The sequence below is a fragment of the Amycolatopsis sp. NPDC101161 genome, from assembly GCF_044768185.1.
Classification (GTDB): domain Bacteria; phylum Actinomycetota; class Actinomycetes; order Mycobacteriales; family Pseudonocardiaceae; genus Amycolatopsis.
Genome location: NZ_JBIWPI010000001.1, coordinates 999,120 through 1,016,758, shown reverse-complemented (window position 1 = coordinate 1,016,758; position 17,639 = coordinate 999,120). Strand labels below are relative to the sequence as shown.

The 17,639-nt window shown below is 72.4% G+C and carries 20 protein-coding genes; 10 read left to right on the top strand and 10 right to left on the bottom strand.

Features of this window, described 5'->3' with window-relative positions; genetic code table 11:
* Both ACIRSS_RS04950 and ACIRSS_RS04945 read right to left on the bottom strand, forming a co-directional pair.
* Window positions 1-333, bottom strand: coding sequence for a hypothetical protein (locus ACIRSS_RS04950; RefSeq protein WP_400890584.1), 333 nt, complete (start codon window positions 331-333; stop codon window positions 1-3).
* Window positions 326-2,044: a hypothetical protein gene (locus ACIRSS_RS04945; protein WP_400890582.1), complete on the bottom strand. Its 1,719-nt coding sequence runs from the start codon at window positions 2,042-2,044 to the stop codon at window positions 326-328. Before ACIRSS_RS04945 ends, ACIRSS_RS04950 begins: the two co-directional genes overlap by 8 nt.
* A gap of 392 nt (window positions 2,045-2,436) precedes the next feature.
* Between ACIRSS_RS04945 and ACIRSS_RS04940 the strand changes: the two genes are divergently transcribed.
* From ACIRSS_RS04940 to ACIRSS_RS04920, 5 genes are all read left to right on the top strand, one after another.
* Window positions 2,437-4,245 (top strand): arabinofuranosidase catalytic domain-containing protein, encoded by a 1,809-nt coding sequence (locus ACIRSS_RS04940; RefSeq protein WP_400890580.1) that lies wholly within the window; start codon window positions 2,437-2,439, stop codon window positions 4,243-4,245.
* 109 nt (window positions 4,246-4,354) lie between these two features.
* The gene (locus tag ACIRSS_RS04935; protein ID WP_400890578.1) at window positions 4,355-5,329 is read left to right on the top strand and encodes a D-isomer specific 2-hydroxyacid dehydrogenase family protein; all 975 of its coding nucleotides are present in this window, start codon (window positions 4,355-4,357) and stop codon (window positions 5,327-5,329) included.
* The gene (gene vanA, locus ACIRSS_RS04930) at window positions 5,322-6,362 is read left to right on the top strand and encodes a D-alanine--(R)-lactate ligase (RefSeq protein ID WP_400890576.1); all 1,041 of its coding nucleotides are present in this window, start codon (window positions 5,322-5,324) and stop codon (window positions 6,360-6,362) included. The genes ACIRSS_RS04935 and vanA overlap by 8 nt, the downstream gene beginning before the upstream one ends.
* Window positions 6,359-6,967: a D-Ala-D-Ala dipeptidase VanX gene (gene vanX / locus ACIRSS_RS04925; RefSeq protein ID WP_400890574.1), complete on the top strand. Its 609-nt coding sequence runs from the start codon at window positions 6,359-6,361 to the stop codon at window positions 6,965-6,967. The genes vanA and vanX overlap by 4 nt, the downstream gene beginning before the upstream one ends.
* Window positions 6,948-7,436, top strand: a complete 489-nt coding sequence (locus ACIRSS_RS04920; protein WP_400890572.1) for a GNAT family N-acetyltransferase — start codon at window positions 6,948-6,950, stop codon at window positions 7,434-7,436. The genes vanX and ACIRSS_RS04920 overlap by 20 nt, the downstream gene beginning before the upstream one ends.
* Here the strand turns inward: ACIRSS_RS04920 and ACIRSS_RS04915 are convergent.
* Window positions 7,393-8,487, bottom strand: coding sequence for a sensor histidine kinase (locus ACIRSS_RS04915; RefSeq protein WP_400890570.1), 1,095 nt, complete (start codon window positions 8,485-8,487; stop codon window positions 7,393-7,395). The genes ACIRSS_RS04920 and ACIRSS_RS04915 overlap by 44 nt on opposite strands.
* Window positions 8,480-9,157 (bottom strand): response regulator transcription factor, encoded by a 678-nt coding sequence (locus ACIRSS_RS04910; RefSeq protein ID WP_400890568.1) that lies wholly within the window; start codon window positions 9,155-9,157, stop codon window positions 8,480-8,482. Before ACIRSS_RS04910 ends, ACIRSS_RS04915 begins: the two co-directional genes overlap by 8 nt.
* 87 nt (window positions 9,158-9,244) lie before the next feature.
* Here ACIRSS_RS04910 and ACIRSS_RS04905 point away from each other — a divergent pair, with 87 nt between their 5' ends.
* Window positions 9,245-9,694, top strand: coding sequence for a M15 family metallopeptidase (locus ACIRSS_RS04905; protein WP_400890566.1), 450 nt, complete (start codon window positions 9,245-9,247; stop codon window positions 9,692-9,694).
* A gap of 79 nt (window positions 9,695-9,773) precedes the next feature.
* Window positions 9,774-10,022, top strand: a complete 249-nt coding sequence (locus ACIRSS_RS04900) for a nitroreductase/quinone reductase family protein (RefSeq protein ID WP_400890564.1) — start codon at window positions 9,774-9,776, stop codon at window positions 10,020-10,022.
* 21 nt (window positions 10,023-10,043) lie between these two features.
* Here the strand turns inward: ACIRSS_RS04900 and ACIRSS_RS04895 are convergent, their stop codons facing one another.
* From ACIRSS_RS04895 to ACIRSS_RS04875, 5 genes are all read right to left on the bottom strand, one after another.
* A complete protein-coding gene (locus tag ACIRSS_RS04895) occupies window positions 10,044-11,036 on the bottom strand; it encodes a zinc-binding alcohol dehydrogenase family protein (RefSeq protein WP_400893385.1) in 993 nt (330 codons plus the stop codon).
* Window positions 11,037-11,099: 63 nt separating this feature from the next.
* Window positions 11,100-11,513 (bottom strand): 2'-5' RNA ligase family protein, encoded by a 414-nt coding sequence (locus tag ACIRSS_RS04890; protein ID WP_400890562.1) that lies wholly within the window; start codon window positions 11,511-11,513, stop codon window positions 11,100-11,102.
* Window positions 11,514-11,603: 90 nt separating this feature from the next.
* Window positions 11,604-12,524, bottom strand: coding sequence for an SDR family NAD(P)-dependent oxidoreductase (locus ACIRSS_RS04885; RefSeq protein ID WP_400890560.1), 921 nt, complete (start codon window positions 12,522-12,524; stop codon window positions 11,604-11,606).
* A gap of 13 nt (window positions 12,525-12,537) precedes the next feature.
* Window positions 12,538-13,011: a TspO/MBR family protein gene (locus ACIRSS_RS04880; protein WP_400890558.1), complete on the bottom strand. Its 474-nt coding sequence runs from the start codon at window positions 13,009-13,011 to the stop codon at window positions 12,538-12,540.
* The gene (locus ACIRSS_RS04875; protein ID WP_400890556.1) at window positions 13,008-14,375 is read right to left on the bottom strand and encodes a TIGR01777 family oxidoreductase; all 1,368 of its coding nucleotides are present in this window, start codon (window positions 14,373-14,375) and stop codon (window positions 13,008-13,010) included. Before ACIRSS_RS04875 ends, ACIRSS_RS04880 begins: the two co-directional genes overlap by 4 nt.
* Window positions 14,376-14,530: 155 nt before the next feature.
* Here ACIRSS_RS04875 and ACIRSS_RS04870 point away from each other — a divergent pair, with 155 nt between their 5' ends.
* Genes ACIRSS_RS04870 through ACIRSS_RS04860 form a run of 3 tightly spaced genes read left to right on the top strand, consistent with a single transcriptional unit; the run spans window position 14,531 to window position 16,754 of the window.
* Window positions 14,531-16,099, top strand: a complete 1,569-nt coding sequence (locus ACIRSS_RS04870) for a cytochrome bc complex cytochrome b subunit (RefSeq protein WP_400890554.1) — start codon at window positions 14,531-14,533, stop codon at window positions 16,097-16,099.
* Window positions 16,096-16,464 (top strand): hypothetical protein, encoded by a 369-nt coding sequence (locus tag ACIRSS_RS04865; protein WP_400890552.1) that lies wholly within the window; start codon window positions 16,096-16,098, stop codon window positions 16,462-16,464. Before ACIRSS_RS04870 ends, ACIRSS_RS04865 begins: the two co-directional genes overlap by 4 nt.
* Window positions 16,461-16,754 carry a DUF3099 domain-containing protein gene (locus tag ACIRSS_RS04860; RefSeq protein WP_400890550.1) on the top strand — a complete coding sequence of 98 codons (294 nt, stop codon included), beginning with the start codon at window positions 16,461-16,463 and terminating at the stop codon, window positions 16,752-16,754. The genes ACIRSS_RS04865 and ACIRSS_RS04860 overlap by 4 nt, the downstream gene beginning before the upstream one ends.
* On the opposite strand, the gene ACIRSS_RS04855 is transcribed toward ACIRSS_RS04860, so the two are convergent.
* A complete protein-coding gene (locus ACIRSS_RS04855; RefSeq protein WP_400890548.1) occupies window positions 16,719-17,564 on the bottom strand; it encodes a MerR family transcriptional regulator in 846 nt (281 codons plus the stop codon). The two genes, ACIRSS_RS04860 and ACIRSS_RS04855, sit on opposite strands and share 36 nt — an antisense overlap.
* Between the last annotated feature and the right edge of the window lie 75 nt (window positions 17,565-17,639).

Sequence of the window (17,639 nt, the reverse complement as noted above, 5' to 3'; positions counted from 1 at the left end):
CTAGCCGAACAGTTTCGCCACCATTTCGGCGATCTTGCCGACGGGCTCGGTGAGCGTGCCGATCAGGGTGGTGACCGTTTTCCAGCGGGAGCTGACGACCGCGCCGCGCGGGGTGTCGCTGCGCAGCTCCGCCTCGATCCTGGCGAGCGCGTCGCGCACCTCCTCGCGGTCGGGCTCGGGGGCCGCCGCGGCGATCGCCTCCCGCGACTGCACGAGGGCCGCGACGAGCTCGGGCACCGACGCGGCGGCCGCGGAGTCGTTGTGGACCGTGGCGCCCGTGCCGATGGCGCTGGCGGAGATGGTCGCGTCGCGGAAGTCGTACCGGTCACCCATTCGTCTGCTTTCCCTTCGCGGAACCGTTGTTGTTGGTCACTTTGCTCTTCGTGCCGACGGCCGAGTCGACGAACGTGCTGCCGCGCATGTCGTAGCTGTTGACGACCGGATCGGCCAGTTTCATGAACTCGACCACCGAGTAGCCGCGGTCCTGGAGGTACTGCCCGACCGCGCGGAACAGCGTCGCGTCCAGGATCCGCACGTACCGTTCGACGTCGACGTCCTGGAAGTAGCTCTGCACCCGGTCGGCCTGGGCCAGCTCGCGCAGGCTGCGGTCGGCGCCGTACTTGGCCGGGACGGCCTCGCCGGCGTCCTGCCGCAGCGGCTTGAACGGCCGGAACACCGAGCTCGCGCGGCGGAACACCGTCGCCGGAAGGACCCACAGCTCCAGCACGGTGTGGCCGAGCGAGCGGGCCAGCGAGTGGTGCCGGTCGATCGCGCGGAACTCCGGCGCGATCGGCAGCAGCGCGAGGAACTGCCACTCCAGGTACAGCATCCGCTGGTCGGTCCCGACGTGGAGGTAGCACGACGTCGCGAGGTCGCGGTCCCAGGATTCGACGCGGTAGCAGCGGTAGTAGCGCGCCCATTCCACGACGCTGTCGGACAGGGCGCGCGCCCGCTCGACCGGCAGCCGGTGGACGGGCGGACGGTCGAGGCTCGCGAGGATCTCGGGGACCGCGCGGTGGTCGACGACGAGCCGGTCGGCGGGCACGAGCACCTGCTCCCGGTGGATCAGGTTTTCGAGGCGGCGGCCGGGTCCCAGCGACGACGTCTCCTTGAGCAGTTCGATCGCCTCGCCGACGTGCTGCTGCAGCTCGGGGACGCTGATCGGCCGCGGTGCGACGTCGTCGTCCGAGGAGTCGAGCGGCAGGGTGATCACCTGCTGGTGCACCGGGATGCCGGCGCCGACGAAGGGCGAGAAGCCGCGGTGCACGACGACGTCGGCACCGGCCTCGTGACTCGCTTCCTCGGCGGCGACCACCCGCTGCAGCGGCAGCTGGAAGGCGTCGAGCCCGAGCCCGCGCAGCCGCCGTTCCCCTTCGGAGGCGCTCCGGCGCCCGTCGGCGACGAAGGTGCCGCGGCGGAACCGCCGCAGGACGAGGAACCGCACGGCCAGCCGGTCGGCGAGCAGGACCCCGGCCATCAGCAGGCCGAGCACGACGGTCAAGACGACCGTGCGGAACGCGCTGTCCACCGCCGACGAAGAGCCGAAACGGCCGGCCGACAGCACGGTGCTCGCGACTTGGATGCTCGTGACGAAGGCAGCGGTGGCCATGAGCCCGACCGCGACGACGAAGTCGCCGATGCCCCGCGCCCGGAACGGCCCGGGGACGAGCGCCAGCACGACGGCCGCGAAGAGCCAGAAGAGCAGCGCGGCGGGGTCGACGAAGAGGAAAACCAGCAGCAGCACGAGAAGAACGCCGTCCCGGATCCGCCGCCGGGTACGCGCGGCAACGGCTTCCCGCAGCACGGCGGCGCTGTCGACCCCGGGGGCGGGCGGAATGGCCCGCAGCGGTTCGACGAGGAACTCCCGCATGGCGGCGTCGGCGTAGTCCTGGCTGAGCTGAGCGGCGGCGCAGAGGTAGCGGGTGGTGTTGTCGCGGTGGACGAGCGAGGCGCCGCACTGCTGGCAGAACCCGTCCCCGGGCAGGTTGACGGCCCGGCACCGCCAGCAGTTCTGGTTCCGCCCCGCCCCGACATCGACCGCCATGACACTCCTTCCGACCGACTGTCCCGGCCAGGAGTCGCTCGGTGCGAGGGGCGTTGTTACAGGTTTCGGACCGGCGATGGTTCACCCGTGACAATGGGTTCCGGGCGGATCCGCGGTGAACGGAAGTCGACCTTTCGCCCGCCGAGGCGCGAAAAGATCGAGTCCGAAACCGCCGCCGGATGCCCCCGTGAGCCCCGCCAAGTCCGGCGCCCGCAGTCCCGCTCTACGCCGTCCGGTGGTGGACTGGACCACTACCGTTGACACGGCCGAGAACGCGGCCCTACCCTTCCCCCATCCCGATCGCTTCCCCCGCGTCACCCTTCTCTCCCGGAAATACAACGTTGTAAAAATCCGCCCGGGTCCTCGACCTGCGGCTCGAGAGTGAGGTTCCCGTGTCCGCCGGTCGAAGGCTGCTCGCCACCCTCCTGCTCGTCCTCGGCACCGTGCTCGGCCTGGCCGCCCCCGCGCAGGCCGCCGGGTCGTTGCCCTGCGACATCTACGGTTCCGCCGGTACCGCCTGCGTTGCCGCGCACAGCACCACCCGGGCCCTGTACTCGGCCTACGGTGGCGCGCTCTACCGCGTGCAGCGCGCCTCCGACCGGGCCGAAACGGACATCGGCCTGCTCGCCACCGGCGGGTACGCCAACGCCGCCGCGCAGGACTCCTTCTGCGCCGGGACCTCCTGCGTCATCACCGTCATCTACGACCAGTCGCCGCGCCACAACGACCTCACCGTCGAAGGTCCGGGCACCGCGGGCGGGCAGGACGTCGCCGCCGTCGCGACCGCCCTGCCGGTCACCGCCGGCGGGCACAAGGTCTACGGCGTCTACGTCTCCCCCGGCACCGGGTACCGGCACTACGTCGGCGCCGGCGTCGCGGTCAACGGCCAGCCCGAAGGCATGTACATGGTCGCCAGCGGCACGCACGTCAACGGCGGCTGCTGCTTCGACTACGGCAACGTCGAGGCGCAGATCGCCGACACCGGCAACGGCCACATGGACGCCGTCAACCTCGGCACCACCTGCTACTTCCCGCCCTGCACCGGCATCGGGCCGTGGGTCGCGGGCGACCTCGAGAACGGCCTGTTCCAGGGCAACCGGTCCAACACCGCCAACCGCGGCAACGCCACGCCGTTCGTCACCGCGCTGCTGAAGAACAACGGCCAGACCACCTTCGCGCTCAAGGGCGGCAACTCCCAGAGCGGCGGCCTCACCACCTGGTACAACGGCACGCTGCCCTCGGGCGGGTACACGCCGATGCACCAGGAGGGCTCGATCGTGCTCGGCACCGGCGGTGACAACAGCAACGCCTCCATCGGCTCGTTCTTCGAAGGCGTGATGACCGCGGGCTACCCGACCGACGCCGCGGACGACGCCGTCCAGTCCAATGTGGTCTCCGTCGGCTACGCCGGCAGCACCGGCACGCCACCCTACGCCGCAACGGTTTCCGGGCCCGGTGGCAAGTGCCTGGACGTCGCCGGCGACGACACCGGCGGCAACGGCACCGCCGTGCAACTGTGGGACTGCCAGGCTAACGCGGCCGACCAGCACTGGGCGCACAACGCGGACTCGTCACTGTCCACTTTGGGCCGCTGCCTCGACATCAACGGCAACGGCACGGCGAACGGCACCCAAGTCGAGCTCTGGGACTGCAACGGCGTCGGCGGCCAGAAGTGGGTGCAGCAGGCCGACGGCTCGCTGCGCAACCCGCAGTCCGGCCGCTGCCTCGACTCCCCCAACGGCGCCACGGCCAACGGCACGCGGCTGCAGATCTGGGACTGCAACGGCTCGGCAGCGCAGAAGTTCTCCGTCACCGGCGGCGGCCCGATCACCGGCCCCGGCGGCAAGTGCGTCGACGTCGCCGGCGACGACACCGGCGGCAACGGCACCGCCGTGCAGCTGTGGGACTGCCAGTCCTTCGCCGTCGACCAGCACTGGTTCCACCTCTCCGGCGGCGCGCTGCGCACGCTGGGCCGCTGCCTCGACATCAACGGCAACGGGACGGCGAACGGCACGCAAGTCGAGCTGTGGGACTGCAACGGCGTCGGCGGCCAGGGGTGGACGCAGCAGGCGGACGGGTCGTTGCGCAACCCGCAGTCCGGCCGCTGCCTCGACTCCCCCAACGGCGCCACCGCCAACGGCACGCGGCTGCAGATCTGGGACTGCAACGGCTCGGGCGCCCAGAAGTTCGCCCTGCTCTGACCTGGACCCGAAGCGAGCCGCCGCGGTGATCCGCGGCGGCTCGCCTTATCGTCGGCGTATCGGAAAACGCATACGTGCCGGCAACACCGCCTCGCCTTGACTGGCGGGCATGACCGACACGGCGCTGGGCATCACGATCTACGGCTGCGAGCCGGACGAGGCCGCGTTGTTCCGCGAGCTGGCGCCTCGCTGCGGCGTCGTGCCGACCATCACCGGCGCCGCGCTTTCCGAAGCAAACGTCGAGCTGGCGTGCGGAAACCGGTGCGTCAGCGTCGCGCACAAGACCGCGATCACGAACGCCACCCTGGACGCGCTCGGCCGCGCCGGCGTGCGGTACCTCTCCACGCGCAGCATCGGGTTCGACCACCTCGACGTCGACTACGCGAAGAGCGTCGGCATCGAGGTCGGGAACGTCGCCTATTCGCCGGACAGCGTGGCCGACTACACCGTCATGCTGATGCTGATGGCGGCGCGGGGCGTCAAAGCCCTGCTCCGGCGCGCGGACGTCTACGACTACCGGCAGCCCGACGCCCGCGGGCGGGAACTGCGCGACCTGATCGTCGGGGTCATCGGGACCGGCCGCATCGGCGTGGCGGTCATGGACCGGTTGCGCGGCTTCGGCTGCCGCGTGCTGGCCTACGACATCCGACCCCGGAACTCCGCCGACTACACCTCGCTCGAGGAACTGCTGCAGCTGAGCGACGTCGTCACGCTGCACACGCCGCTGACCGCGGACACCCACCACCTCCTCGACTCCCGCCGCATCGCGCAGCTCAAGCGCGGCGCGGTCGTCGTCAACACCGGCCGCGGTCCGCTCCTGGACACCCGCGCGCTGGTCGAGGCGCTGGAAAGCGGCCGGCTGGGCGGCGCGGCGCTGGACGTCCTCGAAGGGGAGGAAGGGATCTTCTACGCCGACCACCGCACCAGATCGCCGGACAGCGATTTGCTGGTGCGCTTGCAAAGCCTGCCCAACGTGCTGATCAGCCCGCACACCGCGTACTACACGGACCACGCGCTGAGCGACACCGTCGAAAACAGCCTCATCAACTGCCTGACCTTCGAAAGCGAGCTGCGACATGGATAAGGTGAAGGTTGGAATCATCTTCGGGGGATCCACCGAAGAGCACCCCGTTTCCGTCAAATCCGCGCAAGAGGTCGCGAAGCACCTCGACACCGGGAAGTACGAGCCGTTCTGGATCGGGATCACCCGCGCCGGCACCTGGCTGCTGTGCGACGGCCCCGGCCCCGGCTGGGAAACCGGCCGGTGCCGCCCGGCCGTGCTGTCCCCGGACCGCGGCGTGCACGGCCTGCTCGTCCTGGAAGACGGGAAGTACGAGACGATCCGTCTCGACGTCGTGCTGCCGCTCCTGCACGGCCGGCTCGGGGAGGACGGTGCGACGCAGGGTTTATTGGAACTCGCCGGCGTTCCGTACGCCGGCTGTGACGTCCAGAGTTCCGCACTGTGCATGGACAAGTCCCTGACGTACCTGGCCGTGCGGAGCGCGGGGATCGCGACGCCGGAGTTCCGGACGGTCACCGCGGACGAGAAGGTCGATCCCGACCGGCTCACCTTCCCGGTGTTCGTCAAACCCGCCCGGTCGGGATCTTCCTTCGGCGTCAGCAAAGTGACCCGCGAAGAAGAACTCGCCGGTGCGGTGGAAACCGCACGGCAGTTCGACTCGAAGGTCCTGGTCGAAGAAGCCGTCGCCGGCCGCGAGATCGGCTGCGCCGTGCTGGGCGACGACCCGGACCTGGTCACCGGCGAGCTGGACCGGGTCGCGCTCACCCACGGCTTCTTCAAGATCCACCAGGAAAGCAACCCGGAAGGCGGTTCCGAGAACTCGACGTTCATCGTTCCCGCCGACATCCCCGAGGAGGCGCGCTCCCTCGTCCTGGAGACGGCCAAGGCCGTGTACCGCGCCCTGGGCTGCCGGGGACTGTCCCGAGTGGACATGTTCCTGAAGGACGACGGGACCGTGGTCCTCAACGAGGTCAACACGTTGCCCGGCCTGACGTCCTACAGCCGGTACCCGCGGATGATGGCGGCCGCGGGGATCCCGCTCGGCGACGTGCTCGACCGGGTGGTGTCGCTGGCGTTGAAGGAGAACCCCCGGTGAAGGCCGATTTCGTGTACGTGGACGAGGTCGCGCCCGGAATCCGCTGGGACGCCAAGTACGCCACCTGGGACAACTTCACCGGCAAGCCGGTGGACGGCTACCTGGCGAACCGGGTCGTCGGCACCACGGCCCTGGGCACGGCCCTGCGGCGGGCGCAGGAGAAGGCGGCGTCCCGCGGGTTCGGCCTGCTGCTGTGGGACGGCTACCGCCCGCAGCGCGCCGTGGACTGCTTCCTGCGCTGGTCCCGGCGGCCGGAGGACGGCCGGACGAAGCCGCGGCACTACCCGAGGCTCGACCGGGCCGAGATGTTCGAAAAGGGTTATGTGGCCACCAAGTCCGGTCACAGCCGCGGCAGCACGGTCGACTTGACGCTGTACCACCTGGACACCGGCGAGCTCGCGGCCATGGGCGGCGACCACGACCTGATGGACGCGATCTCCCACCACGGCGCGAGCGGGATCACCGAGACCGAAGCGCGGAACCGGACCGATCTCTGCTCCATCATGGAGTCGTGCGGGTTCCGGCGGTACGACCGCGAGTGGTGGCACTACACCCTGACCGACGAGCCCTACCCGGACACGTACTTTGACTTCCCCATCGGATAGCCGGGAGATCCGCCCGGTACGGGCCGCCGACGCCCCTCGGCTGGCCGGGCTGCTGGCCCAGCTCGGGTACCCGAGCGACGCCGGCGCCGTGACCCGCCGGCTGGCCACCATCCTCGATTCGGCCGCACAGCAGGTGTTCGTCGCGGCCGACGGCGCCCGCATCGACGGTTACGTCGGCGTCGAGCGGCGGCCGGCCCTGCTGCACCAGGACGAACACGCCGAGATCACCGGGCTGGTCGTCGACGCGGCGGCCCGCCGGGCCGGCCTCGGCCGCACGCTCGTCCGGGCCGCCGAACAGTGGGCGGCCCGGCAGGGCCTGCCCGCGATCGTGGTCCGCTCGAACGTCGTGCGCCCCGCGTCCCACCCGTTCTACGAAGGTCTCGGCTACCTGCGCACGTCGACCTCGCACAGCTACTTCAAGGACCTCACCGCGGGAGGCGGGCGACGCAGATGGGCAGCCGGACCGTGACGTGGAGCCCGCCGCCGTCGCGCGGGGTCAGCGTCAACGTCCCGTCGTGGGCCTGGGTGATGCTGTGCACGATCGCCAAGCCGAGCCCGACGCCGGCGTCGTCGGTGCGGATGCGTTCCGTGCCGCGGCGGAACGGCTCGACGAGCGTCGACACCAGCTGGGGCGTCAGCGCCGCGCCGGTGTTCTCGACCGTGAGCACCACGCTGCCGGGGCGCACGCTGGTCGTGGCCCACACCGTGCCCTCGCCGGGCAGGTTGTGGACGATCGCGTTGTGCACCAGGTTCGTCGTCAGCTGCTGCAGGAGCGCGGGCGACCCGAGCGTGGGCGTCGGCTCGCCGGACGTCTCGATGGTGACGCCGCGTTCTTCCGCGAGCGGCAGCAGCGTCTCGGCGGCTTCTTCCGCCGTGAGCGACAGGTCCACGCGTTCCCGGGCGAACGACCGCCGGTCGGCCCGGCTGAGCACGAGCAGCGCCTCGGTGAGGTCGATCGCCCGGGTGTTGACCGCGTGCAGGCGGTCGACGAGCTCGCCCGCGTCGCGGGTGGGGTCCTTGCGGGCGACGTCGAGCAGCGTCCGCGTCACGGCCAGTGGCGTGCGGAGCTCGTGCGACGCGTTGGCCGCGAACCGCTGCTGCGCGGTGACGTGGGACTCGAGCTGCTCCAGCATGGTGTCGAAGGCATCGGCGAGCTCGCGGAACTCGTCCTTGCGGCCCGGCAGCCGGATCCGGTGCGAGAGCGAGCCGTCCGCGGCGAGGCGGGTGGCGTCGGTGACGCGGGTCAGCGGGGCGAGCATCCGGCCGGCCAGCACCCAGCCCCCGGCGAGGCCGAACACCAGCAGGAAGATCAGCACCGCGATCGCGGACGGCGCGAAGCCGCGGATGAGGACCCGGCCCGGCGGCGACATCACCACCGGCATGGTTTCCATGCCCAGTCGTTGGTAGTACAGCAGGAAGAGGCCCACCGCCGCGAGCAGCAGCGCCCCGGCGACCATGACGAAGCCGGCGTAGCTGAGGGTGAGCTTGAGGCGGACGCTCAGGCCGGGCTTCCTACCCACGGTCGCCTCCCGGGGCTTCGATGCGGTAGCCGACGCCGGGCACGGTGGCGATGAGCCAGGGCTCGCCGAGCCGCTTGCGCAGGGCGGAGACGGTGATGCGGACGGCGTTCGTGAAGGGGTCGGCGTTCTCGTCCCAGGCCCGCTCGAGGAGCTCTTCGGCGCTGACGACCCCGCCTTCGGCACCGACGAGGACCTCCAGCACGGCGAACTGCTTGCGGGTCAGCCCGACGTACCGGCCGTCGCGGTGGACCTCGCGGCGGAACGGGTCCAGCCGCAGGCCCGCGATCTCCCGCACCGGCGGCCGGTTGTGGGCGCGCCGGCGGTCGAGCGCGCGCAGCCGCAGCACGAGCTCCCGGAGCTCGAACGGCTTGGTGAGGTAGTCGTCGGCGCCGAGCTCGAACCCGGTGACCTTGTCGTCGAGCCGGTCGGCGGCGGTGAGCATGAGGATCGGCATGCCGCTGCCGGAGGCGATGATGCGTTCGGCGATCTCGTCGCCCGAGGGGCCGGGGATGTCGCGGTCGAGGACCGCGAGCTCGTAGGCGTTGACGCTCAGCAGCTCGAGCGCGGTGTCGCCGTCGCCGGCGATGTCGGCGGCGATCGCTTCCAGGCGCAGCCCGTCGCGGATCGCCTCGGCCAGGAAGGGTTCGTCCTCGACGACCAGCACACGCATGCCCCCGATGCTACGAGCGGGCCCGTATCGCCGGCTTATCGAAAACCGCATACGGGCCGGCAACGCGCCGCCGCCTCGACTGGGGGCATGGACTTCACCGCGCACGGCGCCGTCCCCCGGCCGGTGCCCGTCTTCGACGACACGACCCCGGCCGTGGTCAACCTCGACCCCGCCCTGCTCGGTGCCCTGCGCCGGGCCGCCGCGGACGCCGCGTTCGGGTTCTTCGTCAACGGCGGCTGGCGGTCCCCGGAGTACCAGGAGCACCTGTTCCGGCAGGCGGTCGCGAAGTACGGCTCGCCGGCGGAGGCCGCCCGCTGGGTGGCCACGCCCGGCACGTCGGCGCACGTTTCCGGGGACGCGGTCGACGTCTGGCCACCCGACGCCCGGGCGTGGCTGGCCGAGCACGGCGGCCGGTACGGGCTGTGCCAGATCTACCGCAACGAGCCGTGGCACTACGAGCTGCGTCCCGAGGCCGTCGACCAGGGGTGCCCGCCGCTGTACCCCGACCCGTCGCAAGATCCCCGGATGCGGCGGTGACCGCGTGTCGAGAAAGCGGGACCGGCTCCGTCCCCGGCACGATCGACCACGACCGACCGCACCGGAAAGGACCGCCACCATGGCCGTCGCCGCCGACCTCGACCGCGCCGCCGACGAGGACCCCGCGTGGTTCAAGAACCTGGAGGCCGAGCCGAGCGTCGGCGTCCAGGTCGGCCCCCGCCGGTTCACCGCCCGCGCCCGCGTGGCGTCGCCGGCCGAGCGTGCAGCCCTCTGGCCGCGGATGGTCGAGATCTTCCCGCTCTACGCGGAGTACGCGCGGAAGACCGAGCGCGTGATCCCGGTCGTCCTGCTCACGCCGCAGGCCTGACGACCAGGTCGACCGCCCGGTTCAGCCGGCCCGGAGCACCGCCGCGCCGGTGACCCGGTCGGCGGCGAGGTCGGTCAGCGCCCGGTCGGCGTCGGCCAAGGCGTAGGGCACGGTGCTCACGCTCAGGTGGTGCGTCCCGGCGAAGTCGAGGAACTCCCGCGCGTCGGCCCGCGTGTTCGCCGTGACGCTGCGGACCTGACGTTCCTGGAACAGGTGACGCTGGTAGTTCAGCGGCGGGACGTCGGACAGGTGGATGCCCGCGATCGCCAGCGTGCCGCCGCGGTCGAGCGCTTCCAGCGCCGGCGGGACCAGGGTGCCGACGGGAGCGAACAGGATCGCCGAGTCCAGGGGTTCGGGCGGCGCGTCGCCGGCTGACGCGGCGCCCAGCGCCAGGGCGAGTTCGCGGGCTTCGGCGCTGCGCGTCACGACGTGGACGGTGGCCCCGCGGGCGATCGCCACCTGGGCGGTCAGGTGCGCGCTGCCGCCGAAGCCGTAGATGCCCAGGCGCCCCTGGTCGGGGACCTCGGCGCGGGCGAGCGCGTGGTAGCCGATGAGCCCGGCGCAGAGGAGGGGTGCCAGCTCGTCGTCGGAGTAGCCGGCGGGCAGCGCCAGGGCATAGGCCGCCGGGACGACCGCGAACTCGGCGTAGCCGCCGTCGGCGTCCCAGCCGGTGTACCGCGAGTCCGGGCACAGGTTTTCCCGGCCCCGCAAGCAGAAGCGGCAGGTGCCGCAGGTGTGCCGCAGCCAGGCGATCCCCACCCGGTCACCGATCCCGAACCCGGTGACGTCGGCGCCGAGTCCGGCGACCTCGCCGACGACCTCGTGCCCCGGCGTGACGCCGGGCCGGTGGACGGGGAGGTCGCCTTCCGCGACGTGGAGATCGGTCCGGCAGACGCCGCAGACCCGCACCCGCACGAGCAGTTCCCCGGCGGCGGGGCTCGGGACCGGGACGCGGGCGGCTTCGAGGGGGTGGGAAGCCATCGGCCCGGGCCGCGTGACGCGCCAGGCGGTCATGGTGGACGGCAGGGTCATCGCGCCTCCTCTGTCACCGGACCAGCATGCCGCACGCGCCGGTGCTCAGCCGCCGAAAGGCAGCGCCTTCACCAGCTCCCACGGGCCGCCCACGTAACGCCACACCGCCAGCCCGGTCGCCGTTCCCACACGAGGGCCGAAATCCTCGCGCAGCACCTCCAGTGTCGCCGCCGCGGTCTCCGGACTCACCTTGTTCTGCACCGTCACATGCGGCTTCAGCGGCTGCTTGTCCTGCGGCGTCAGCCACTCGACCCACCGACTCCGCACCCGCGCGTGCACCGCCACCAGTTCCGGAGACCGGACAACCAGCGCCACCCCGCGGCCTAGTGACCGAACCCCGTCCACCGCAAGGGTGAACGGGCCCGTCGAGCCCGCGACCGCCGCGCACTCGGCGACGACCTCGTCCTCGTGGCTCCCCGGCAACGCGTGGAACAACGTCACATGCGCGCCGACGACCAACCGCTCCGGCGGAAACCAAGCCCGGGCGCAAGGAATCCCACGCCGCCTGGGTCAGCTCGTCCACCGTCGCCGTGAGCACCACCGGGGCGTTCACAAGCCCACGGCCGCCAGGCAGTACCGCAGCAGGCGCTCGGCATCGCCCGGGGCCGGGCGCGTCCCGGGGAGTACGTGCGTCGGGCGGTCGCGCCGGTCGTGCCAGAACCGCCCCGGCGAGACCCCCGGCTGGGTCGCCGCGAGCCAGACCGCCGTGTCGGCCCCCTCCGCCGCCGTGCGCAGCGCCGGTGCCAGCAGCCTGCGGAACGCCGGGAGCGAATCCGCGAGCCCCGGGGTGTCCGCCCACCCGGGATGCGTGCTGTGCACGGCGATCCCGTCCGCCCGCCAGCGCTCCGCCAGCAACGGCGTCAGCTCGACCTGCATCCGCTTCGTCCGCGCGTACGCCGTCGCGCCGCGGTAGCGGCCGTCGCGGAACTCCGGGTCGTCGACCGGGAGCCGCTGGGTGTACATCCCGCCGGACGACACGAAGATCACCCGCGCGTCGCGCAATGCGGGACGCAGGAGCTCGGTCAGCAGCAACGGCCCGAGGACGTGCGTGGCGAACGTGATCTCGTGCCCGTCGACGCTCTCCGTCCGCTCCGGCGGCAGCACCCCGGCGTTGTGCACCAGGACGTCCACCCGCGGCTCCCGGGCCGCGAACTCCCGCACCGAAGCGAACGAGGAGACGTCGCACCGGGCCGTCCGGACCTTGGCCTCCGGCACCGCCGCGCGCACGCGGGCGAGCGCCGCGTCGCCGCGCTCGAGGTCGCGCACCACCAGCACCACCTCCGCGCCGAGCCGGGCCAGTCCGGTGGCCGTGGCCTCGCCCAGGCCGGAACTCGCGCCGGTCACCAGGGCGACCCGGCCGCGCAGGACGTCCGGAGCGGGGTCGTCCGCCGCCCACGTGCGCCGGCGCAGCGCGTAGCCGAGGCGCGAGTAGCCGAGGGCCACCGAGCGGTCGAGCAGCGTGTCGAGCAAGCCGGTTCTCCGATCAGTTCAGGACGACGATCGCCGCGTTGAGCGCGGTCGCGAACAGCGTCCACGCCAGGTACGGCAGCTGCAAGGCGGCGGCCGTCGCCGAGCGGCGGCGGAACACGAGCGCGGTCGCCGCGATCACGACGTCCAGCACCACGATCTCCACCAACGCGACGGTGTAGGCGCCCGCGGCGAAGAACAACGGCGTCCACGCCGCGTTGAGCACCAGGCCGCCCGCGTACCAGGCGAACTCGCGGCGCGGGGCCCCGGTGCGCCAGAACAGCCAGCCGGACACCGCGATCAGCACGTACAGCACTGTCCACACGGGACCGAACAGCCAGGACGGCGGCGCCCACGGCGGCTGCGCCAGTCCGGAGTAGACCGCGCGCGACCGCGTGGCGGCGAGGCTGCCGACCGCGGCGACGACGGCCACCGCCGCGACGAACCCGGCCAGGGCGAGCGGCGGAGCGGGGCGGGGCACGGTGGTCATACCGGTTCTCCTGCGGTCGGCCGGGCCGGGACACCGGAGTCGGCGCCCAGCACGTGGGCGAGGGCGTCCCGGAGCCCGGAGTGGCGGAATTCGTGCCCGGTGTCGAGCAGCCGCCGCGGGCACCCGCGCTGGTCGGCGAGCGCCAGCTCGCGGGCGCCTTCCCGGCCGAGCAGCAGCCGCGGCCCGAGCGACGGCACCGCGAGCGCCGCCGGGCGGTGCAGCACCCGCGCGAGGACCCGGGTGTACTCGGCGTTGCGCACCGGCTCCGGGGCGACGGCGTTGACCGGGCCGGCGAGGGCCCGGTCGGTCAGTGCCCGCAGGTAGATGTCGGTCAGGTCGTCGAGGCCGATCCACGGCGTCCACTGCCGGCCGGTCCCGAGCGGCCCGCCCAGCCCGGCCGCGAACAGCGGGCGCTGCAGCCGCAGCACGCCGCCGCGCGGGCTGAGCACCAGGCCGGTGCGCACCCGGACGACGCGAATCCCCGCCGCGGCGGCGGGTCCGGTGGCGGCCTCCCAGTCGTCGACGACGTCGGCGAGGAAGCCGGTGCCGCGGGCGCTGTCCTCGGTGAGGATCTCGTCCCCGCGTTCCGGCCCGTAGAACCCGACCGCGGACGCCGTGACGAACACGCCGGGCCCGTCCGGGGTGCGGGCCGCGAGCTCGGCGAGCTTGCGGGTCGGGCCGATCCGGCTGTCCCGCACGGCCCGTCGGTGGCGTTCGCCGAACCGCCCGGCGACCGACGCGCCGGCGAGGTGGACCACGGCGTCGACGCCGGCGAGCAGGTCGGCGGCGGGCTCCTCGGGCTGCCAGGTTCGTTCGTCGGGGGTGCGCGCGGGCCGCCGGACCAGGCGGACCACCCGGTGGCCGCCGGTGGTGAGCAACGCCGTCAACGACGTGCCGACCAGGCCGCTCGCGCCGGTCACCGCCACGGTCAGCGGCTCGTGCCAGTACCGCCGTTGCGCGGCCAGGTCCGCGGCCAGCTGCCGGTGGCGGTAGGCGAACATCGACCGCAGTAGCGCCGCCGGCACCGGCGTCTCGACCTGGTCGGTGACGACCGTGCGGCCGGGGCCGTCGGCTTCGAACCGGTGGGTGTGCTGCCACGGCAGGAGGGTCGAAAGCACCGGCGTGGCCAGGCGGTCGACGAACTGGTGCGGCGGCCGGTACGCGGCGGCCTGGTGCGCCGCGATCCACTTCGGCCCGCCGGGCAGGACCAGCTCGGCCGTCCCGTCGCGCAGGGACCCGGCCTCCGCCCCGACCCGGGCCGGCTGCCACGGCGGCGCGAGCCGCGTGATCGCCCCGGGCAGGCCGTGCCAGGCGAACACCTCGTCGACGGGCGCGCCGACGACGCTGGAGAACTCGAAAACCACGCGCACCTCCGATGCAGATTCGCCGCAAGCCTAGCTCGCGCACCCGATTTCCGCTGATCTTGCCGTTGTCAAGCGATTCATCTTCGATGCAACGACGTGCATTCCCGGCGGACCGGTGTGACGATCGGAGTAACCCACCGAGCGGGAGGGGCCCGATGAGTTCACTCACCACGCCGACCAAGGGGTCGAGCCCGGTCGAGAAGGCGTTGGGCGACGCCGCGGACAACGCCGACCAGCGGTACCACCTGGCCAAGGGCCTGCGGCACCAGATGAACAAGGTGTTCCCGACCCACTGGTCGTTCCTGCTGGGCGAGATCGCGCTCTACAGCTTCATCATCCTGCTGCTGACCGGCGTCTACCTGACGTTGTTCTTCGACCCCTCGATGCAGGAGGTCGTCTACCACGGCAGCTTCAAGAACATGCAGGGCCTGGAGATGTCGCAGGCCTTCCGCACCACCCTGGACCTCTCGTTCGACGTCCGTGGTGGGTTGTTCATGCGGCAGCTGCACCACTGGGCGGCGCTGATCTTCGTGGCGTCGATGGCCGTGCACATGCTGCGGATCTTCTTCACCGGCGCGTTCCGGCGCCCGCGTGAGGCGAACTGGGTGATCGGCGGGCTGCTGCTGATCCTGGGCTGTTTCGAGGGCTTCTTCGGCTACTCCCTCCCCGACGACCTGCTCTCCGGTACCGGGATCCGGGCGACCCTGTCGGGCATCGTGCTGTCGGTGCCGGTGATCGGGACCTGGATCCACTGGGCGCTGTTCGGTGGGGAGTTCCCCGGGGATCAGATCATCCCGCGGTTGTACACGCTGCACATCCTGCTGCTGCCGGGCATCATGCTCGCGCTGGTCGGGGTGCACCTGGCGCTGGTGTGGTACCAGAAGCACACCCAGTTCCCCGGGGTGCGGCGCAAGGAAACCAACGTCGTCGGGGTGCGGATCATGCCGTACTTCGCGCTCAAGGGCGGGGCGTTCTTCACCCTGGTCATCGGGGTGCTGGCGTTGATGTCGGGGTTGTTCCAGATCAACCCGGTGTGGAACTTCGGCCCGTACAACCCTTCCCAGGTTTCCGCCGGGTCCCAGCCGGACTGGTACATGGGGTGGGCCGACGGGCTGCTGCGCGTGTGGCCGCCGTGGGAGCTCTACCTCGGCGACCACACCGTGCCGCCGGTGTTCTTCGCCGGCGCGATCGGCATCGCCGTGCTCGTCACGCTGCTGCTGAGCTACCCGTTCATCGAACGCCGGCTCACCGGCGACACCGCGCACCACAACCTGCTGCAGCGCCCGCGCGACGTCCCGGTCCGCACCTCGCTGGGCGCGATGGCGATCACGTTCTTCCTCGTGCTCACCCTGTCCAGCTTCAACGACATCCTCGCCGTCCAGTTCGACGTCTCGCTCAACGCCATGACGTGGGCGGGCCGGATCGGGCTGCTCGTCGGGCCGCCGCTGGCCTACTTCGCCACCTACCGGCTCTGCGTCGGCCTGCAGCGGGCCGACCGCGAGGTGCTCGAGCACGGCGTCGAGACGGGCATCATCAAGCGGCTGCCGCACGGGGAGTTCGTCGAGATCCACCAGCCCCTGGCCGCGACACCGCTCGAGTACCAGGGCGCGCCGGTGCCGAAGAAGATGAACAAGCTGGGTTCCGGCGGCCACGCCGTCCCGGGCTCGCTGCTGACGCCGGACCCGCCCGAAGAGACGCGGGCCCTGGACCGGGGGCGGCGATGACCGTCATGGTCACCACCCGCCTGGCGGCCGGGTGCGCGGCGGGGGCGGCCCTGCTGTCCGCGTTCGCCACGACGGCCAGCTTCGGGTGGCTGCCGCTGGAATCGCCCGCCGTGGCGGCGGGGATGGCGCTGACCGTCCACGGTGTACTGCTGCTGACCATTGTGGACAGCCACGACCGGCGGCTGCGCGGCCCGGCGATCACCGTCGGCTCGGTGCTCGCCTGCTTCCTGCTCGCCGGTTCGCTCTGGACCGCGGCCGCGCACTTCCCCGGGCAGCCGGGCCTGATCGCCGTGCAGATCCTCGAGAACGTCGCCGGGCCGCTGGCCGTGCTCGCCGTCCACAACGGACCGAAGGTGGTTTCGTGAGCAAGCCCGTCGTGATCACCACGGCCGCGCCGTCGGCCGACGAGCAGCTCGCCCGCCGGCGCCGCAAGTACGTCGTGATGATGGCCTGCCGGATCCCGTGCCTGGTCCTCGCCGGGCTCACCGCGCACATCTGGTGGCTGGCCCTGGCGTTCCTCGCGGTGTCCGTGCCCCTGCCGTGGGCCGCGGTGCTCATCGCCAACGACGTCCCGGCGAAGCGGAAGCACCCCGTCCGGCACCTTCCGCGGCGCGAGCTGTCACCCGGAGAAAGCCGCGAGGGCCGCCGTGAATGACGCCGGCACCGGCTCCCCCACGATCGGCAGCCCCCGCCACCCCGGGCCGGCCGGGCGCACCGGCACCCCGTCGGCGTGCAGGGCGCGCAGGATCCGCACGTCCGCCGACTGCGACGTCATCGACCACACCACCACGCCCGACGGCGTGAAGCGGTCGGCCACCACGCGCAGGACGTCGAGCGAGACCAGGCCGCCCAGGAACCACGCCGGGGCGCCGTCGTCGTTCAGCGCCGCGCACAGCACCTTGATCGGCAGCTCGTGGCGCTCGGCCGGGCCGCACACGAACAGCACCGGCGCCCGGCCCGCGCGGGCCGGTGCCGGGTACCGGTCCAGCGCCGCGGACGACGCCGTCGCCAAGGCCCACTCCGCGGCCATCGCCGCGCGGTCGCCCAGCCGCGCCCACCGCTCCCCGATCGCGCGCAGCACGGGCGCGATCACCTCCGTCCAGGCCTTCGCGACACCCAGGCTGCCGAGCGCGTCGTCGACCAGGCCGCCCATCGTGGCCAGGTCCAGCGACTCCGCCGCCTCGGCCAGCCGCTGCCGGCGCTGCCCGGCGGTCACCTCGGCGGCCGAGCGCTCCAGCACCAGCCGGGCGGCGTCGCGCGCGCTGGTCCCCTGGGCCTGCAGGGCCCGCATCCGGCGCAGCCGTTCGACGTCCTCGGGCGTGTACCGCCGCCGTCCGTTCGCCTCCCGCTCCGCGGCCCCGATCCCGTACCGCTGCTCCCAGGTGCGCAGCGTCACCTGGGACACCCCCAGCGTCCGCGCCACCTCGCTCGAGCTGAGCGGCCGCGGTCCGGCGTTACGGCTCATCCGGCCTCCTTCTGGACGCGTATTGAAACACGGAACGGCCGGTCAGGCCGGACGTCGCCACGCGGGAACCCCCGG